The organism is Microcystis ichthyoblabe FBCC-A1114, from assembly GCF_050500245.1.
Classification (GTDB): domain Bacteria; phylum Cyanobacteriota; class Cyanobacteriia; order Cyanobacteriales; family Microcystaceae; genus Microcystis; species Microcystis ichthyoblabe_A.
Genome location: NZ_CP191408.1, coordinates 364,347 through 381,641 on the forward strand (window position 1 = coordinate 364,347; position 17,295 = coordinate 381,641).

The following is a 17,295-nucleotide window of genomic DNA, read 5'->3' on the forward strand; positions in this document are numbered from 1 at the left end:
GCCTAAAAGTTTAGCCTGAAAAAATATTGCTTATCTTGATTCTTCCTGACTGAGATGACGTAGTTTATCTCGAAAATAGCCAAAGCTGGGCGATCGATTAATGTCCACATTCATCTGAGGAGAAATATTTTCTGCCCAGACTGTTTTCTCTTGACCCACAGAAGCTCCACCTAACTTAGATAATTGTTTCGCTCCACCTCTGTATATAGCATCTGCCAGTTTTTCCCAAGTACCACAGATACTATCATTAATATAGGAATCCAAGATAGCACTTTTGGCCTGGGGATAAGCAATTTTTATGGCATTAATATCACCTAAATACCAAGCTTCTCCTTCTTCAATAGCAATACAGAAGTAAATTTGGGATTGGATAGCAGATTTTTCCAGACAATTGCTTAATTCCTGTCGAAATTTCCGAAAACATCGATTATCCAGATCGCAAACCACAATCAGTACAGCAGCATAATTATCAGGGTAACTAGAAAAAGGGCTCTCCCAGCTTTGGTGGGTAAAATGTATTCTAAGATACATTTCTCAAGAGCGAGGGGGTGGAACGAACCACAAAGACACAAAGGACACAAAGATCGATCGATCATATAGTAAGTTAAACTTATCACACAGAACCTAGAAGAGCCGAAAAAGTTTTATCATATCCTTGAATCAGTTTAGGTAGTCGCTCAAGAAGAATCCTTTTACTAGGATCGGAAACAGACTGTAAGTCTCTGGGAATATGACCACTGCCTTTATAGGAATGAACCCTAAATGTATGACCTGCATTCATGTCAATAATCTTAGGAATTAGAATATCAAGTGCTTTTTTTCCCGACAAATCCTCGACCAAAATTTCAAAGTGCATGACCTTATCTCTCATCTAAGTAATCACTATACCAAAGACTACCAAGGGGCAATCCTTCTGAGACGAGATTCTTAATTAAAGGATTGTCACTGGCCCGTTTAATCCGAGAAAAACCATCATCACCCTTTTCCAGAATCCAAACTTCTTCCGGCTGGAGAGCATCAACAAAATAAGGTTGATGAGTGGTGATAAAAATTTGAGAACTTCCTCTCTGTCCTGTGGCGTGTTTTCTAAATTCTTGAGCCAAGGTTTCTAATAGTTTATGGTATAAGCCGTTTTCTGGCTCCTCAATACAGATAAATGGCGGTGGGGAAGGGTTTTCTAACAGTAAGAGATAGGCCAATACTTTTAAAGTACCATCGGACATTTGCTGTACATAAAATGGGTCTTGGAATCCCCGATCATTAAATTTTAATAGTAGTCGATTATCGGGACTTTTTTCGGTGCTAATTTTTTCTATACCCGGTATCTTACGAGAAATACTATTAAGTATATTCTGAAATTTCTTGGAATGCTCTCTTTCCATAAACTGCACCACATTACCGAGATTATCTCCATGGATATTCAAATGTTTCTGGGGTCCGGCTAGGGGCAAACTTCTGGCCGCATCGGGAGTAAAATAGCTGAGATACCATCCCTCAATAAATCTCCGAAATAGGGAAATTCTCGGATGCTGTTTGAGAGAACCTAACGTAGCAATTCCTAGTTTGCGCTTATCATTCAGTTCCACTAACTCGGTTTCCTTGCTTTCCTCATCAGCTTCTCGTTGAATTTTTTCTATTAACTTAAATAAATCAAAATGGTCTTGACCTTCTTCTACTTGTTTCCCTTCTTCTTCTCCTTTCCAAACGATTCCTTTCCCTTCATCGAGGAGTAAAAATGAAAAAGGCCATCCGGTCTTTTGACCTTTTCTTCTCTGTCTGAGTCTTTCTTTTTTTACATAAGGTCTATTATCCGTATCTAGATCAATAGCTAATTCATAGGTAATTGGTCGGGAATTGTAATCTTCTTTATAGTAAATCTGAAATTCAATGCTTCCTTCCTGACCCTGGGAACGAAGACGCTCAAACCCACCCCGACCTCGCGCATCACAAGCTTCTTCTACTCCTCCTTTAAGACAATCAGATAAAAAACCGAACGCATCAAAAAGTGTGCTTTTTCCCACACCATTTTTGCCGATAACGGCCGTCATCGGTGTCAGAGAATCTCGATTTTGAGTGTTCCATAACTTGCCCAGGGTTATATCCTTGAGCGCTCGATAATTTTTAATCCTCAATCCCTCAATTCCGGCCATTATTTAGTCCCGTTTCTCATTACTAAAGTAATTTGAGCAATTTCTTGATAGATTGATTCTAGACCAGTTATCAATTACTGACCCGATTCGATCGCTCCTTCGGCCTCATGGACAATTGCCCTCAATTGATCTAAAGTTTTCTGGTCCACCTGGGTCCATAATCCCCGTTGTTGAGCTTCTAATAATCTTTCGGCCATATCTCGCAATGCCCAGGGGTTTTTCTCCTGAATAAATTGTTGTACCTTGTCGTCAAATAAATAAGCTTCGGCTACTCCCTGATAGATAAAATCCTCCACCAGATGAGTAGTGGCAGAGTAGGCAAAAATATAATCTACGGTCGCAGCCATCTCGAAAGCGCCTTTATAGCCGTGTCGCATCACTCCCGCTATCCATTTGGGATTAACCACTCGCGAGCGGTAAACGCGGCGAATTTCTTCCTCTAGGGTTCTGATGCGGGGATTTTCCGGACGGGAATGATCACCAAAATAGGTGACGGGATTTTTGCCGGTTAATGCCCGGACACTGGCAGTTAAGCCGCCTTGAAATTGATAGTAGTCATCGGAGTCGAAAATATCGTGTTCCCGATTGTCCTGATTGTGCAGCACTATCTCTAATTCTTGCAGTCTATTTCTCAATACTTCCGGTAAAGAATGGGCAGTTCCTTGGCTATCATAGGCATAACAACTCCAGTTAATATAAGCATTAGCTAAGTCTTGATCATTTTGCCAGTTTTGTGACTCGATTAACCCCTGTAAACCGGCCCCATAAGCACCCGGTTTGCAGCCAAAGATTCTGGCAGTAGCTCTCAGTTTCGCCTCTTTTTCTCCTAAGCCCTGACTTAGCCAAAACTCCCTCTCTGTCTTCACTTTCGCCGCTAAAGGATTAATTTTTTCCTCTTCCTCTTGACAAGCTACCGCATTTATGCCAGAATTAAGAAGATGTAGTATGCTGGGGAAACTGTCCCTAAAAAAGCCCGATACCCGAACGGTCACATCAATACGAGGACGGCCTAAGCTAGACGGGGTAAGGATTTCAAACCCGACCACCCGACGGAAAAAACCATCCCAAAGGGGACGAATTCCCAGTAAAGCCATGGCTTCGGCCACATCTTCGCCACTATTTCTCATCGTCGAAGTTCCCCAGATAGAAATCGCCAAAGTGCGGGGATATTCGCCATTTTCTTGGGTATAACGTTCAATTAGTGCCTCTGCAGCCTTTCTTCCCACTTCCCACGCGGTTTCTGTGGGGATTGCGCGGGTATCGACGGAATAGAAATTTCTGCCGGTGGGGAGAACATCGGGACGGCCGCGGGTGGGAGCGCCGGAAGCACCACTGGGGACGTATTGGCCAGCGAGACCTTTTAAGAGATAGGTAAGTTCATCGGGGGTTTGTTTTAAAGCAGGAATTAACTGATTTTCTAGCCAAACCAATTCTTTTGCCGTATTTTCGCCTACAGGTTCAATTTTCTGGCTAATTAAATCCTGAGCGAGACTTTCCAGATAGGTAGTAGTATCGTTATATTCCGTCAGGGGGTCGCAGTCGAGATGGAGGTCAAGGGCAAGGGAACGGGTTAAACCGGGGCGGTCAGGACTGGGAGAACGGGCAATCGATTGGATTAAATCAATTAACTGCTGACCCTGGGGACATTGACCGAAGATATGTAAACCGTCGCGGATTTGTGCTTCCTTGAGTTCACAGAGATAACCATCCACGAGGGTGAGAAATTGACCAAAGGAAGCGTTGGTCGCAACGCGCTCGCTACGCGAGATCGTGCCTAGCTCTCGATCGAGATTAGTTTTCGCCACCAGATCGTTAATCCGCTCGCGAATCAGAGCTAAACGAGAAGGATCAAGAGATTCTGCTTGATAATATTCATCGATGAGGGACTCTAACTTTTCCCAATCCCCATACAATTCCGCTCGCGTCATTGGGGGAGTGAGATGGTCGATGATAACAGCTTGGGAACGTCTTTTAGCGTTGGAACCTTCTCCGGGGTCATTGACAATAAACGGATAAAAATTCGGCAGCGACGAGAAAGCAATTTCGGGATAACAATGGGGAGAAAGAGCGAGACTTTTCCCCGGTAGCCATTCTAAATTGCCGTGTTTACCGAGATTAATCACGGCAGTGACTTGGAATTCCCGTCGTAACCAATGGTAAAAAGCGAGATAGCTGTGGGTAGGTTCGAGGTCGGGGGAATGATAATTAAGAGTCGGGTCAAGGTCATAACCGCGAGAAGGTTGAATACCGATAAAGACATTACCTAACTGGATGCCGGGGATAGGGAAATCCCTGTCTGGATGTCCCCAACGGTCAAGCAGAGCGCTTTGATTATCGGGGGGAAGGGAGGAGAAATAATCTAGATATGCTTCTAGGGAGAGAGATTGATAGATAGGTTTTAATTCCCTTGTCTCCAAGTCATTAGTGATACCGGAAATCAGCAATCGCATTAATTCGTCGCTATGGTCGGGGAGGTCGGTGAGGGTATAACCTTGGGTTTGTAATGCGCGAAGAATTTCCAGACCACTAGCGGGAGTATCTAAACCGACTCCGTTAGCGATACGACCATCCTTATTGGGATAGTTGGGGAAAATGAGAGCAATTTTTTTCTGGGAGTTGGGAAGGGAGGAGAGTTGACAATAGTTTGCGGTTAAATCAGCGACAAAATCAACCCGGTGGGGGAGGGGTTGATAGATAACTATTTCCGTTTCTAGTTTGGGATGTCGGGTGAGGACAGATTTAAACGAAATAGCGCGGGTGATAATTTTGCCATCCATTTCCGGTAAAGCGATATTCATGGCCACATCCCGGGGGGAAAGACCTTGATAACCCTGTTGATAAGCTTCTAAACTGCTGCTGCTGAGGATAACTTGGAAGATGGGTTTATTGAGGGACTGCCAGAAGTGATGATTTTGTTTGTCTTCCGGTCGCTGGATAGAGAAGCTAGTGGTGTCGAGAATTAGGTCTGGGGGATGCTGGGAAAAGAGGGTTAATAGTTCCTCTTGCACTTCGATTTCCCGGAGAGAGGAGAGAAAGATAGGGACAGTTTCAATGTTTCTTTGGGTGAAAGCACTGATTAAAGCATCGATAGCTTTGGTATTACCCGCGAGATAATGGGAACGATAGAAAAGTATCCAAGTCCGTGCTTGGGGTTGGGATAGGGTTGTCTGGGAATAGATTCCCAACCTAGGGACAACCCCAGGAGGAGAGGGAAGATAGTCGAGATGGAGACAGGTATGCGCGATAAATTTAGCAGCATTAATCCAGTTATCTATCCCTGCTTCCGTGAAATAGCACCATAACTGGTTAACAGTAGTCAGGGAAGCAGTGGAATGACTCATCAACTCTAAATCCGGTTTATCCTCTCCCGGGAGGACAAATAAAGTTGCACCGGTTTCCTCGACAATTTCCTTAACTACTTCCAATCCGTAGGACCAACTCCCCCGTCCCCCCAATAAGCGAAGAATAATCACCCTTGCTTGGGATAGTACCTTGTCCCCATAGTTATCAATACTGTATTGCTGTTGTAACTGGGATAAATTGAGGGCGCGAATTGCGGGAAAATTATCCGGTAGATGGTCGATAGCTGCCGCTAGAGTTTGAATATCGGTATCAGCCATGGTGAGGAGAACAATCGGGGCCGGATTTTGGTCAATAATAATCACCCCTTCGGTATCTGCTGTCCAACCACCCGCTTGGGGAGCAATACGGTGCATAAGTTTTGAGAGTCAGGTTAAATAATGATTAGGTTTTGAGAATCAGGGTCTCGATCGAGGGATCATTGTTGGGTAGATAGAGATGATTATATCTGTCTGCGGCAATTTATAGCAGTTATCTTAATGGTGAGGTGCGAAGTTTTCGTTTTGGGGAGCCAGTGGTCGGTCGTCAGGAGTTGATATCAAATTAGGTTACATTTCCCACTTACGAGAAACAATGTTAAGAATAGGGATTGGGGAATAGTAGGGGATAGGGACTAAGAAAACTTGACCAAACCCCAGTCCCCAGTCCCCCCATCACCTTACTGATAACTGATAACTGATAACTGATAACTGATAACTGATAACTGATAAATGAACGCTTCTCCCGCTTATGTTTGCTGTCAAGTGTTGTCATCTACTCACCTCGAACAACTTCGTTCTTGGTGGGGACAGTTGGCAATACAGGTAACAGGGCCCAGGATTAGTCTCAGTGAAAGAGATATTCCCCCACAGACGGGGGAAATCTATCAACTCTTGCTTTCCACTGACCTACAAGCTTTATTGTTAGCCAGTCCCCAAGCACATAACTTTGATTACGAAGTCCGCATTAGTTTTGAAGCGAACACGATTAAAAGTTTTCTGCAAGGACTGGCCGTCAAGTCTCTCCACCACCCAAAAATTCAGCAGGGTTATCAAATTTTAAATTTGCCTCCATCCATTAATGTCAGCAGTTTTCAAAATAAAATTTTAGTCAAAATTCTCTCTATAACTTCTTCTCCGTCTGCTGAGGGGGGTTGTCCCCGCATCTTCTCCGTTTGTCAACCGGTAGAAGCGGCCCTATCCCAACAAATCGAACAGGAAAGATTATTAAACCAAGTCATCACCCAAATGCGTCAGAGTTTGGAGTTACCGGTGATTCTGGAAACCGTGGTCAGGGAAGCGCGGGAATTTCTGCAAGTGGACCGATTGTTAATTTATCAATTTTTCCACGGTATCAGTGAGGGAAAGGGAAAAATAACTTCCGAGTCGCGCGTTTCTGACCAGATAAATTCCGTGTTAAATTTAACCCCTGAAGACGATTGTTTTTCCTATATTCCCCAATACAAGGAAAAGTATCGTCAAGGATTAATTCTGTCCGTGGATGATGTGGATGTTAACTATTCTTCTTCCTTCTGTTTGTCCGAATTTTTGCGACAACACCAAGTGCGATCAAAATTAATCGCTCCCATTGTGGTACAAGAAGAATTGTGGGGTTTATTAATTGCCCATCAATGTGGAGAAAAACGCCAATGGTTGCCGCAGGAAAAGAAATTTTTAGGTCAGATTGGTGAACATCTCGCCATCGCTATCTATCAAGCGCAATTATATTCCCAAGTACAGGAACAAAAAGATATTTTTGAGCGCCGGGTAATCGAAAGAACCCAAGAATTACAAGATACTTTAATGGCCGCCGAAGCTGCTAACCTCTGCAAAAGTGAATTTTTAAATAATATGAGTCATGAGTTATTAACTCCCCTAACTTGTATTATCGGTTTGTCCAGTACCCTGCAAAAATGCTCGGCAGCCAGTAATTTTTTACCTCCCGATAAACAAAAACACTATCTACAAGTTATTCAGGATAACGGCAATAAACTATTAGAATTAATTAATGATTTGCTTAATTTCTCGCAAATTTCGGCAGGCAAAGCCGTTTTAGATATTAAACAATTTTCGCTAAAATATCTCTGTAATCATGTTTTAGAAATTATCAAAACAGAGGCAGAAATTAAAGAAATTAATCTGATTTTAGAGATGAAAATCACCGAAAAAGAGCATTATTTTTATGCCGATTACGATCGAGTTCAGCAGATACTTTTGTACTTGTTAAAAAATGCCCTAAAATTTACCCCCGAACAGGGTGCTGTCACGCTGAGACTGTGGAAAGAAGGCAGTCAGGTCATTTTTCAGGTAGAGGACACGGGCATCGGCATTCCTGCTCAAAAAATACCGCTTCTGTTTGAAAAATTTACCCAGTTGGATGGCTCTCGTAAACGTCGTTATGGTGGTATGGGATTAGGACTGGCTTTAACTAAACAATTAGTGGAACTCCATCGCGGCACGATCGAGGTAGAATCTTGCTTAGATAAAGGTTCCATCTTTACCGTCCGTTTACCTCAACAAAAGCCACCCAAATCTCAACCCCAACCCTCGGATCATAATCCCCATTTTAATCAGCACCATCCCACTATAGTTTTAATTGAAAGTGACGAAGAAATTGCCAATCTTATTTGTGAGTTATTGATGGTGGCACATTATCAAGTTATTTGGTTAATCGATAGTGTCTCCGCTATCAAAAAAATTGAGATCGTGCAGCCAAGTATTATAATTGTCGATCGAAAAATGCCCGATATATATCATCTTTGTCATCTCTTAAAAAAATCCAGGCAAACTCAAGCCAGTAAAGTGCTAATCTTGAATGATACCCCTGAAATCAGCGTTAATTTCCTCGGTCGTCATGGCATTGATGACTATCTCCTCAAACCGATTCAACCCTCCCTATTGTTGGAAAAAATCCGCTATCTAACCGCTTTATAAGTGGGGTTTGCGGCAAAAAGTTTTTCGGTGGGGGTAGGGTTGCATCTCATTTTCATCTGGTCAATTTTTTCCTTTTTCCTCAGAAAATAGGGCTTGAAAACTAACTATCACATAGCTAATTTTCAAGCCCTTAATTGTAGGAATCCTAGGCTAAATTAGGATTCACTTTCGATATAGATAAATAACAACCCCATAACCACGGCTGGCATTAACCAACAGACGATTGGGATTAAAATCCAAGGCAGATAAGAAGCTGCGTAGGCACCAGTCATGTCAAATGCTCCTAGTAAAAAAATAAGGAAATGATAATCAGGTAGAACAAGGGTTAATTATTGATTAAAAACCCCGCGCATGATGCCATCAACGACACCAAGATTTTCTAGGAGGAAATAGGCCACAAAAGCGCCACCCATACCACCAATAAAGAAACCGGCGGCGAATTGACTCCAACCCTCGGAGGATTGCAGAGGATCACCACTAGCGGCCTTACCTTGGAAGGAGACAAGACCATAACTAGCTAAACAACCCGTAGCCAAGAGAACCATGGCCAAAGCGGGGATTAAGCCGCCGAGATTAGCATATTCCGAGTCTCTCAAGGGACCCAGGACAACCCAGGGACCACCGAGGAAATAACCGTGGGCCATACCCACTTCTAGACCGCGCAGAATCGGAGCTAGACCGGGACGATAGGCAGGTAAGTTACCAATAAAAGCTTTGGTAAAACCAGAAGCGGAAATGGGGGTAGCTAGATGACCAATGAACGGATCATCATTGTAGGGTGTCACCACCTGTTTGTATCCAGTTTCAGCCATTGTGTTTGAGTTCTCCTTTTTCCGATCAACAGGAAAATTGATCATAAAACTTTAAGATTACACTTTAGGCCTAAGAATTACTTCAAGCAACCCCATCGATCGAGTTTTCAAGGGTTGACGGCTGAAACTCTCACAATTCGTTACATTTCTCTCAGGAGACGGGGGAGTGGGGAGCTTTGTTTCAGTGTTGCCAAAGGCACGGCGTAGCCGTCCAGTAAACAGTAATCAGTGAACTGAAAACTCACATCTGATACTAAATCCGTTGAGTATAGGCTACATATCAGGATAGGCAAGAGGCAAGGGGCAAGGGGCAAAAGGAGGAATAGATAATCAGTCTTTAATAACTGGATTTAGTATGATATAGCCTTTTTCAGTCTGCTGAGCTACAAAAGTTATGGGTTTTAGGCACTCATGCACTCATGCAAGAGGAAAAAGGGAAGAAAAATAGGTGTACCTCACTAGCTTAGGAAACGCTATAACTGCTCACTGATAACTGCTCACTGATAACTGCTCACTGATTAAGGGATAATCAACACTGGACAGGGGGCAAGGTTAATAACTTTGGTGGTGACGCTTTCGGACACACCTTCGCTAGTTAATCCTAAACCGCGACAACCCATAACAATCAGGTGAGCATTAATTTCATCGGCCACATCACAGATGACAAAAGAAGGCATTCCCTCCCTTTCAATCATTTCCGCCTTGATGCCAGCTTGGGCGAAAATGGCCTGTGCCGATTGTAACAATCTATCCACCGCTTCGATCGAACTCATCTTATCGTCGGCGGCAATTTCTCCGGTGGGTGTCGTTTCCACCACCGACAACAGCACCAAACGACTGTCAAAGATTTTGACTAATTCGATCACACTACTGGTAGCGTCACGACTTTCGCGGCTGTGGTCGATGGGAAATAAAATCGTCTCAAACATAATTAGCAAGTCTCTCCAATCAAATTTTTCTGGGCAAATCAGTCTTGGAACTGCAACACTGATCCCCAAATCTGAAATAATCTTTGTCAAAGTAATTGCCGCAAGTAGCGATACCCTGATTTAATCTTTATTGTACGGTAAGCAATCTAGGAGGTTATGGGCTGTGCCAAAAAAAACAGTAGCGAATTTAACAGAGGCTGATTTAGCGGGCAAACGGGTCTTAGTCCGGGTCGATTTTAACGTTCCCATGGACAAAGCCACCGGGGCAATCAGCGATGATACCCGTATTCGGGCGGCACTACCAACTATTGAGGATTTAATCAAAAAAGGGGCTAAGGTTATTTTATGCAGCCACATGGGTCGTCCCGACGGTCAAGTTAAAGAAAATTTGCGTCTGACTCCTGTGGCTAAACGTCTCTCGGAATTATTGGGCCAAGAAGTAATCATGTGTCCCGATTCTATTGGTGAGGGAGTGACGGCAGCGATTAGTCAAATGTCTAACGGTCAAGTGGCCCTGTTAGAAAATCTGCGTTTCCACGGTGAAGAGGAGGCAAATGACCCCGATTTTGCCAAAAAATTAGCCGCTAATGCCGATTTATACGTTAATGATGCTTTTGGTACCGCCCACCGCGCCCACGCTTCTACGGAAGGCGTTACCCACTATCTCAGCCCCTCGGTGGCGGGTTATTTGATTGAAAAAGAGTTAAACTACCTACAAGCAGCTATTGAAACTCCCCAACGTCCCCTAGCGGCGATTATCGGCGGTTCTAAGGTTTCTAGTAAAATTGGCGTGATCGAAACTCTATTAGAAAAGTGCGATAAACTGCTCATCGGTGGCGGTATGATCTTTACTTTCTACAAGGCCCGCGGTTTAAGTGTTGGTAAGTCTTTGGTGGAAGAGGACAAACTGGAATTAGCCAAATCCCTGGAAGCGAAAGCTAAAGAAAAAGGGGTGGAATTTCTCCTTCCTACCGATGTGGTGTTAGCGGATCAATTCGATAAAGATGCCAATTCCCAAATCGTCAAGGTCGAAAATATTCCCGATGGTTGGATGGGATTGGATATCGGACCTGAATCAGTTAAAGTTTTCCAAAAAGCTTTATCTAACTGTAAATCTGTCCTCTGGAATGGCCCCATGGGGGTGTTCGAGTTCGATAAATTTGCGGCGGGTACAGATGCGATCGCTCACACTTTAGCCGATTTAACCGCTACGGGTACAACTACCATTATCGGTGGTGGTGACTCGGTAGCGGCGGTGGAAAAAGTGGGAGTGGCGGAAAAAATGAGCCATATTTCCACCGGTGGCGGTGCTAGTTTGGAATTACTCGAAGGGAAGGTTTTACCCGGTATTGCCGCTCTCGATGAAGCCTAATTATCGCTAATATCTCAGGTTTAAACAAGGTGGGTGTTGCCCCACCTTTTTTTATGAATTAGGGAGTGGGTTTTTAAAGTTGGATTGGGAGTTAATCATACCATGACTTTTGCGGCAAAAATAGTTGAGCCACTAGGATACTTCAATCGCGGTAAAATCGACACGCTGATATAAATCTGTCAGGGATATTTGAAAATCTAGAGAAAACAGAGTTAAAATCGCTTCTTGATCGTGATAATCCCGGAATGCCCAATGATCGCCCCTTTTATGAAATTGTTCTATATAATAACCATATTGATCGATTAAAATATATTCTTCAAAACTATCAAGAGAGCGGTAAAATTTAAACTTATCACCCCGATTATAGTCTTGAGTAGATTTTGATAAAACCTCGATAATCACCTGTGGATTGGTAATCGTATCGGTGCGTCCTCTTTCAAGAATTGGTTCTCCCTTAACGATCATAAGATCGGGATAGGTGTACACATTATAGGCGGGTATTGCCAAGCGTAGATCGGTGATAAATATATCATAGGCTTGATTCTGGATAGTTAAGGGAAATCTTCTATAAAAATTTCCCGCAATGCGATTATGGTTAGGAGTTCCCCCAGTCATAATAATAATTTCTCCATCTCGATACTCGTGTCTGTCGGTGGCAGTTTCCTCTAGTTGAAAGTATTCTGCGACTGTGTAGCGTTTCTCAGTGGTTGCGACCATATTGCCCCCTTGAAAGCAAAGCTCTGTCTTTATAATAACCTGTTTTCTGAAAAGGTAAGTAGCTGGTTATAATTAAATTAAAAATGGATTTTAGGTTAGATCCCCCCTGCCCCCCCTTGATAAGGGGGGTGTCTGATAATTTTTAACGCCTACCTACTTATAATTATCGGTTTTAATCAGGTGCTGACTACTGTATAAATATCGAGAGACCTTGTTAACAAGGTCTCTCCAAAGTGGGTGGGATTATTGTTGCTAATTTGTTAATCCGGTTGGGATAATTTGAGGATAGCGCTAGTGACTTTCATGCTTTCTTGATAAAGCACGTCCTGGCCCCAACGCTGTAACTGTTTACCTAGGAGAGTTTCTGTTTTTTGGTCTTCCAGATGGGACACTTGTTCAACCCGGCAAGATTGGGCCCCTCCCGAAGCTTCCATCCGCATACAGCCAGTAGTTCCCGAACAAATTACCGTACAACAATCAGCCTGAAGATTAGTAGAAGTGAGTTTAATACTAATCAGATCCCCTTGTACCTCACCCCAATCGGCCACGGGAATACCGGCTAATTCCGCCTCAATTAAACGCTGGTCCTGACCGAGGAAGCTAATCCGATGAATAGCGTAATCTCCCGACCGGTGACTATATCCCACCGGTCGCCATTGTAACCGGCTGGCCATCCAACCGAGGAACATAAAAGCTTGACAAGGATTGCCCTTTTCGTAATCAATAGTGATGCGATCGACTTCCAGAATAGCATCCCGGCGCTCCGGTGGATCAAAAGCCTCGGCGGTTAGTTCTTGCCAGGGAGCGAGACGACTCCAGTTTAGGTCAGCTAATGGCACATCTGTTGCTAATAAATCCCCCACTTGCAGCAGTTCCGTTTCCGGTTCCCGAAAAGTGCTGGAATCGACGATAATCGTATCACATTGACTGGCCAGACGCTTAAATAGTCCATATTCCCCATCGGGACTGGCTTTCCACCAGAGAAATTTGGGCAAACTGGGAATAGTTAACTCGGAAATAATGCCACCAATTCGTTCCAAGGCTTCCGCTGTGCCGCTTAAAGTGACGTATTCACAGCAAACTAAAGTGTTCTGACTACGTTTGTTAACGGGACAATAGGCAGAAACGGAGGCTTTTACCCCTTCATCGGCCTCGGCAGTGGGACAGAGGGTAATAATGCGACAGGGATTGGAAGCAGCGATCGCATCTGCCACTCCAATCGCATCCAAATCGGCGGCGTATTGACGATGATTAGCCCCATCCTCGGCGTTTTTTTCCGCTTCCCAGGCCGCCCTTAACCGAGCGACAAATTCATCGCTAGAAAGCCCAGTTACTTCTAGTTCTAGGTCCTTCTGGGCCACTTTGATGGCGGCGTGGGTCCGCGGACCGGCAATACCATCAATCGGGCCAGTGTAATAGCCGAGAAGGGTTAACAATTCCTGTACCGCATCGGGTTCATAGACAATAAAGCTAAAGGTGGTGGCCCGGGTGGCGGCCATCCCATCCTCATTATTATTATAGGATTGCCAGATATCGCGCAGTTCCTGCTCGATCACATCGATGGAAACATCTTTTGGTGCTTGCAGGGAGACAATGGGGGGGCTTTGGGTAGTCATGTCAGTTATCAGTTATCAGTTATCAGTGATTCAGTTATCAGTTACCAGTTATCAGGTGTGAGTTTTTAGTTTACTGCTCACTGATTACTGGTCACTGTTCACTGTTTTAGAGTCGTCGCCAACGACGGCCATCGCGGTTAAGGAGAAATTCTGCTTCTGTGGGTTCCCAGGTACCCGCTTCGTATTGGGGTACGGAGGCGGGATCGGCGGGGGCATCCCAAGCGGCGAGAGCGGGAGTAACGATGCGCCATGCTTCTTCTACCTCGTCAGAACGGGTAAATAGGGTTTGATCTCCCAGCATAGCGTCTAAAAGTAGGCGATTATAGGCATCGGCGCTGGTGACACCGAAGGAGGAACCATAACTAAAGTCCATTTCTACCGTGCGCGTGCGTAATTCCGAGCCCGGCATTTTCGCCTCAAAACGGAGGGCAATACCTTCGTTAGGCTGAATCCGCATACTCAGTACATTTGCATTAGTTTGTTGAGCCGCCGATTGGAAGATTAATAACGGCACATGGCGGAATTGGATGGCAATCTCGGAAACTTTTTTCGGCAGACGTTTACCGGTGCGCAGATAGAAAGGGACACCCTGCCAACGCCAGTTATCTACCATTAATTTCATGGCCACGTAGGTGGGAGTGGTCGATTCGGGATTAACCCCCGGTTCTTGCCGATAGCCCAGAATGGGTTTTCCTTTCATCCAACCGGCTTTATACTGGCCGCGGATGGCGGATTTTTCTAGGTTATTAATATCGGCCAGGTGAGTCGCTTGCAGGACTTTGACTTTTTCGCCACGGACACTATCGGCGTTAATAGCGTTGGGTGCTTCCATCGCCGTCAAGCAGAATAACTGCATCAGGTGATTTTGCACCATATCGCGCAAAGCTCCCGATTTTTCGTAATATCCGGCCCGCTCCTCCACTCCCACGGTTTCGGCCACGGTAATCTGGACGTGATCGATAAATTGACGATTCCAGAGGGGTTCAAAGATGGCGTTAGCAAATCGGAACACCAGTAAGTTTTGGACGGTTTCCTTGCCTAAATAGTGGTCAATGCGATAAACTTGGTTCTCCTGACAAACCTCTTGTACGACTCGATTGAGAACTTGGGCAGAACTGAGATCTTTGCCAAAGGGTTTTTCGATCACTAACCGGTGTTTAATTGGGTCTTTCAGCATTCCAGCCGCGCCAAGGTTTTTAAGACCGGGAGGGAAGAAATTAGGAGAAACCGCTAGATAAAAGACTCGATTGCCACGGGTTCCCCGGATTCCGTCTAATTCTTCCAGAAAAACTTTCATTTTGGCGTAACTTTCCGGATCGTCCATGTTGCCGGGGAAATAGTACAACCCTTGGGCGAAGTCTTGCCAATATTCCTCACTGCCAATCCCGTCGGAAAATTCTTCGATGCCTTGGCGCATCTGTTGGCGAAAATAATCATGACTCCACTCTCGGCGCGCTGTACCGACGATGGTTAATTCGGCTGGTAGTCGTCTTTCCCGTTTCAGTTGATAGAGAGCAGGAACCAGTTTTCTTTGGGTTAAGTCTCCCGATGCCCCAAAAATGACTAAGATTAAGGGTTCTGGGGTTCTTTCTTGTCGCAATCCCACTCGGAGAGGATTTTCGAGCAGCTTTACCATAGGATTTTGTCTAGCCGAGGTGCATTATTTTCCAGTCTAGCGGGAATACTCGACGGCATACCTAAAGTAAAAATTAATAACCACAATCAGTAATCAGTAATCAGTGACCAGTAATCAGTAATCAGTCATCGGTCATCAGTCATCAGTAATTGGATAATATCTTTAGGCTTTTTTGAGATCAAAAAGTTCTGGGCATGGGAGTGAGCGGGGGGAAAATTCAGGGACTTTTTCCCTGAATTTTAGGTAATTGACCACCCAAAAATGGGTGAAACCCCACACCCTACCCCTAGGAAAAACTTTTTGCCGCAAACCCTACTTATTTTTTGGCGGTTTTAACACAATCAAGGGTACGGACGATGGCAGCTGCCGCGTAGTTACGACGGGCGGGATCATTTGGTACAAAAGCACTACCCTGTTCGTTCAAGGGAGAGGCCACAGCGCAAAATCCCGACATCTGGGTAATTAAACTGGCAGCCCAATGACCGGAAGTATCGGAAAAATTGGTGGGGGTTTTAGTTTGGGCTAAATCGGGGGCTTGTTGTTGCTGAGTTTTCAGGTAGGTGGCGGCCTGTTTGAGAATCGCCATCAATTCGGCCCTAGTGATGGGGTCGGTGGGACGGAATTCGCCGTTAGCTTTGCCGGCAACAATACCATTGGCCCGGGCCCATTGGATTTTTTTGGCACTCCAGCGCGTCGCTTCTACGTCGTTAAAACTGCCGCTGCCGGGGGGAATATCTTCTAGGTTAATTTTAGTGACAGTTCCCATCCCTTCAATAATCATCGAGACGAATTGTTCCCTAGTGACGGGATTTTCGGGGCGGAAGGTGTTATCTTCTTTAAAACCGGCCACTATCCCAAGGGCGATCGCTTTTTCGATCTCAGTTTTATAGATATCGCCGCTAATATCCCGGAAACTGGCCTCAGCAGTGGGGGGAGGAGTGGTTTCGTTGATAGGAGGTCTGCCGGCGGCTGCGAGAACTTCTGTTTCTTTGCCGCTAAAGTAGAAGTGGCCTAAACTTTTGCCTTGGAAAGTACGACGGCTAAATCTCCAACCCGGTTCGAGGATAATTTTCATAAATCCCGTTTGCATTCCTCGGGTTCTTCCCACCACTAATTCCGGTCTGCGAGCATCCCGGGGAGTTCCCACTAAGTATAATTCGCCATTGCGTTCCACAATACGCAGGATGTAATCTAGCCCAAAATCCCGGCCATCGAGACGGATAGAATAACCATTACTATCGGTGGCGCGGCGACAAATGCCGGTAAAGTCAAAGTTGAGAAGCAGCGGGTCGATCATGACGGGATTTGAGCCGCTTTCGCTCCAACACTTCTGTTTTCCCTGGATTTGTTCCAAGACTAGCAGGTCAAATTTATTACCTCCGTAGGGACGAGCGATCGCTACTACCTGGGTCTGCTCGATGTCCTGTTCGTCAAAGTTGGCCGCTGGTGTGGCAGTTATGCCCAAGGTCATTAGGGCGGTTAGGGCGATCGATAATCTAGCTTTCATGATCTTTATCTATAAGACGATTTTTGCAGTAAAAATAATAGACGTGCTAATCCCACTATTCTAAGACTGAATACTTCCGGTTGTTGTTCCAGACTGCGCCGGATTGTTGTCTGTCTGCACAACTTTTCTCTCAATCTTCAATTTCCAAACCTATTGATCCTAGCAATATTCTGCTTGAACTGGTGGGTTGATCAATATTAATTCGGTTAGCTGTTGAAACTGGCGAGATGTTGGCGAATTGTTGAAAATTTTAGCCAGCCATTCGAGTCTTAGGCTAAGATGGG

Annotated in this window: 11 protein-coding genes and 2 pseudogenes; 2 read left to right on the forward strand and 11 right to left on the reverse strand. The window is 44.8% G+C overall.

Annotated features, from left to right (window positions below; genetic code table 11):
• Nucleotides 1-30: 30 nt before the first annotated feature.
• The 4 genes and pseudogenes from ACQY1Y_RS01830 to cobN all read right to left on the reverse strand — a co-directional run.
• Nucleotides 31-471: pseudogene (locus ACQY1Y_RS01830) on the reverse strand (DUF4276 family protein); the annotation flags it as partial.
• Nucleotides 472-629: 158 nt separating this feature from the next.
• Nucleotides 630-856, reverse strand: a pseudogene (locus ACQY1Y_RS01835) (hypothetical protein); the annotation flags it as partial.
• A gap of 4 nt (nt 857-860) precedes the next feature.
• On the reverse strand, nt 861-2,150 hold the full coding sequence (locus tag ACQY1Y_RS01840; protein ID WP_287636551.1) for an AAA family ATPase: 1,290 nt from the start codon (nt 2,148-2,150) through the stop codon (nt 861-863).
• A 74-nt stretch (nt 2,151-2,224) separates the two neighbouring features.
• A complete protein-coding gene (cobN, locus tag ACQY1Y_RS01845) occupies nt 2,225-5,866 on the reverse strand; it encodes a cobaltochelatase subunit CobN (protein WP_430013850.1) in 3,642 nt (1,213 codons plus the stop codon).
• Nucleotides 5,867-6,220: 354 nt separating this feature from the next.
• Here cobN and ACQY1Y_RS01850 point away from each other — a divergent pair, with 354 nt between their 5' ends.
• On the forward strand, nt 6,221-8,422 hold the full coding sequence (locus ACQY1Y_RS01850) for an ATP-binding protein (protein WP_430013851.1): 2,202 nt from the start codon (nt 6,221-6,223) through the stop codon (nt 8,420-8,422).
• A 155-nt stretch (nt 8,423-8,577) separates the two neighbouring features.
• Here the strand turns inward: ACQY1Y_RS01850 and ACQY1Y_RS01855 are convergent, their stop codons facing one another.
• From ACQY1Y_RS01855 to ACQY1Y_RS01865, 3 genes are all read right to left on the reverse strand, one after another.
• Nucleotides 8,578-8,694 carry a photosystem I reaction center subunit VIII gene (locus ACQY1Y_RS01855; protein ID WP_002737043.1) on the reverse strand — a complete coding sequence of 39 codons (117 nt, stop codon included), beginning with the start codon at nt 8,692-8,694 and terminating at the stop codon, nt 8,578-8,580.
• 57 nt (nt 8,695-8,751) lie between these two features.
• A complete protein-coding gene (locus ACQY1Y_RS01860; protein ID WP_002737469.1) occupies nt 8,752-9,234 on the reverse strand; it encodes a photosystem I reaction center protein subunit XI in 483 nt (160 codons plus the stop codon).
• Between the two features lie 518 nt (nt 9,235-9,752).
• Nucleotides 9,753-10,163, reverse strand: coding sequence for a universal stress protein (locus ACQY1Y_RS01865; protein WP_016516027.1), 411 nt, complete (start codon nt 10,161-10,163; stop codon nt 9,753-9,755).
• Between the two features lie 163 nt (nt 10,164-10,326).
• Between ACQY1Y_RS01865 and ACQY1Y_RS01870 the strand changes: the two genes are divergently transcribed.
• On the forward strand, nt 10,327-11,535 hold the full coding sequence (locus tag ACQY1Y_RS01870; protein WP_193976926.1) for a phosphoglycerate kinase: 1,209 nt from the start codon (nt 10,327-10,329) through the stop codon (nt 11,533-11,535).
• Nucleotides 11,536-11,667: 132 nt separating this feature from the next.
• Here ACQY1Y_RS01870 and ACQY1Y_RS01875 read toward each other — a convergent pair whose 3' ends face one another.
• From ACQY1Y_RS01875 to ACQY1Y_RS01890, 4 genes are all read right to left on the reverse strand, one after another.
• Entirely contained in the window at nt 11,668-12,252 is a 585-nt protein-coding gene (locus ACQY1Y_RS01875; RefSeq protein ID WP_130756682.1) for a Uma2 family endonuclease, read from the reverse strand.
• Nucleotides 12,253-12,512: 260 nt separating this feature from the next.
• On the reverse strand, nt 12,513-13,868 hold the full coding sequence (gene opcA, locus ACQY1Y_RS01880) for a glucose-6-phosphate dehydrogenase assembly protein OpcA (RefSeq protein ID WP_002736509.1): 1,356 nt from the start codon (nt 13,866-13,868) through the stop codon (nt 12,513-12,515).
• A gap of 106 nt (nt 13,869-13,974) precedes the next feature.
• A complete protein-coding gene (zwf, locus tag ACQY1Y_RS01885; RefSeq protein ID WP_002736082.1) occupies nt 13,975-15,504 on the reverse strand; it encodes a glucose-6-phosphate dehydrogenase in 1,530 nt (509 codons plus the stop codon).
• A gap of 316 nt (nt 15,505-15,820) precedes the next feature.
• Nucleotides 15,821-17,011 (reverse strand): DUF3747 domain-containing protein, encoded by a 1,191-nt coding sequence (locus tag ACQY1Y_RS01890; RefSeq protein ID WP_430013852.1) that lies wholly within the window; start codon nt 17,009-17,011, stop codon nt 15,821-15,823.
• Between the last annotated feature and the right edge of the window lie 284 nt (nt 17,012-17,295).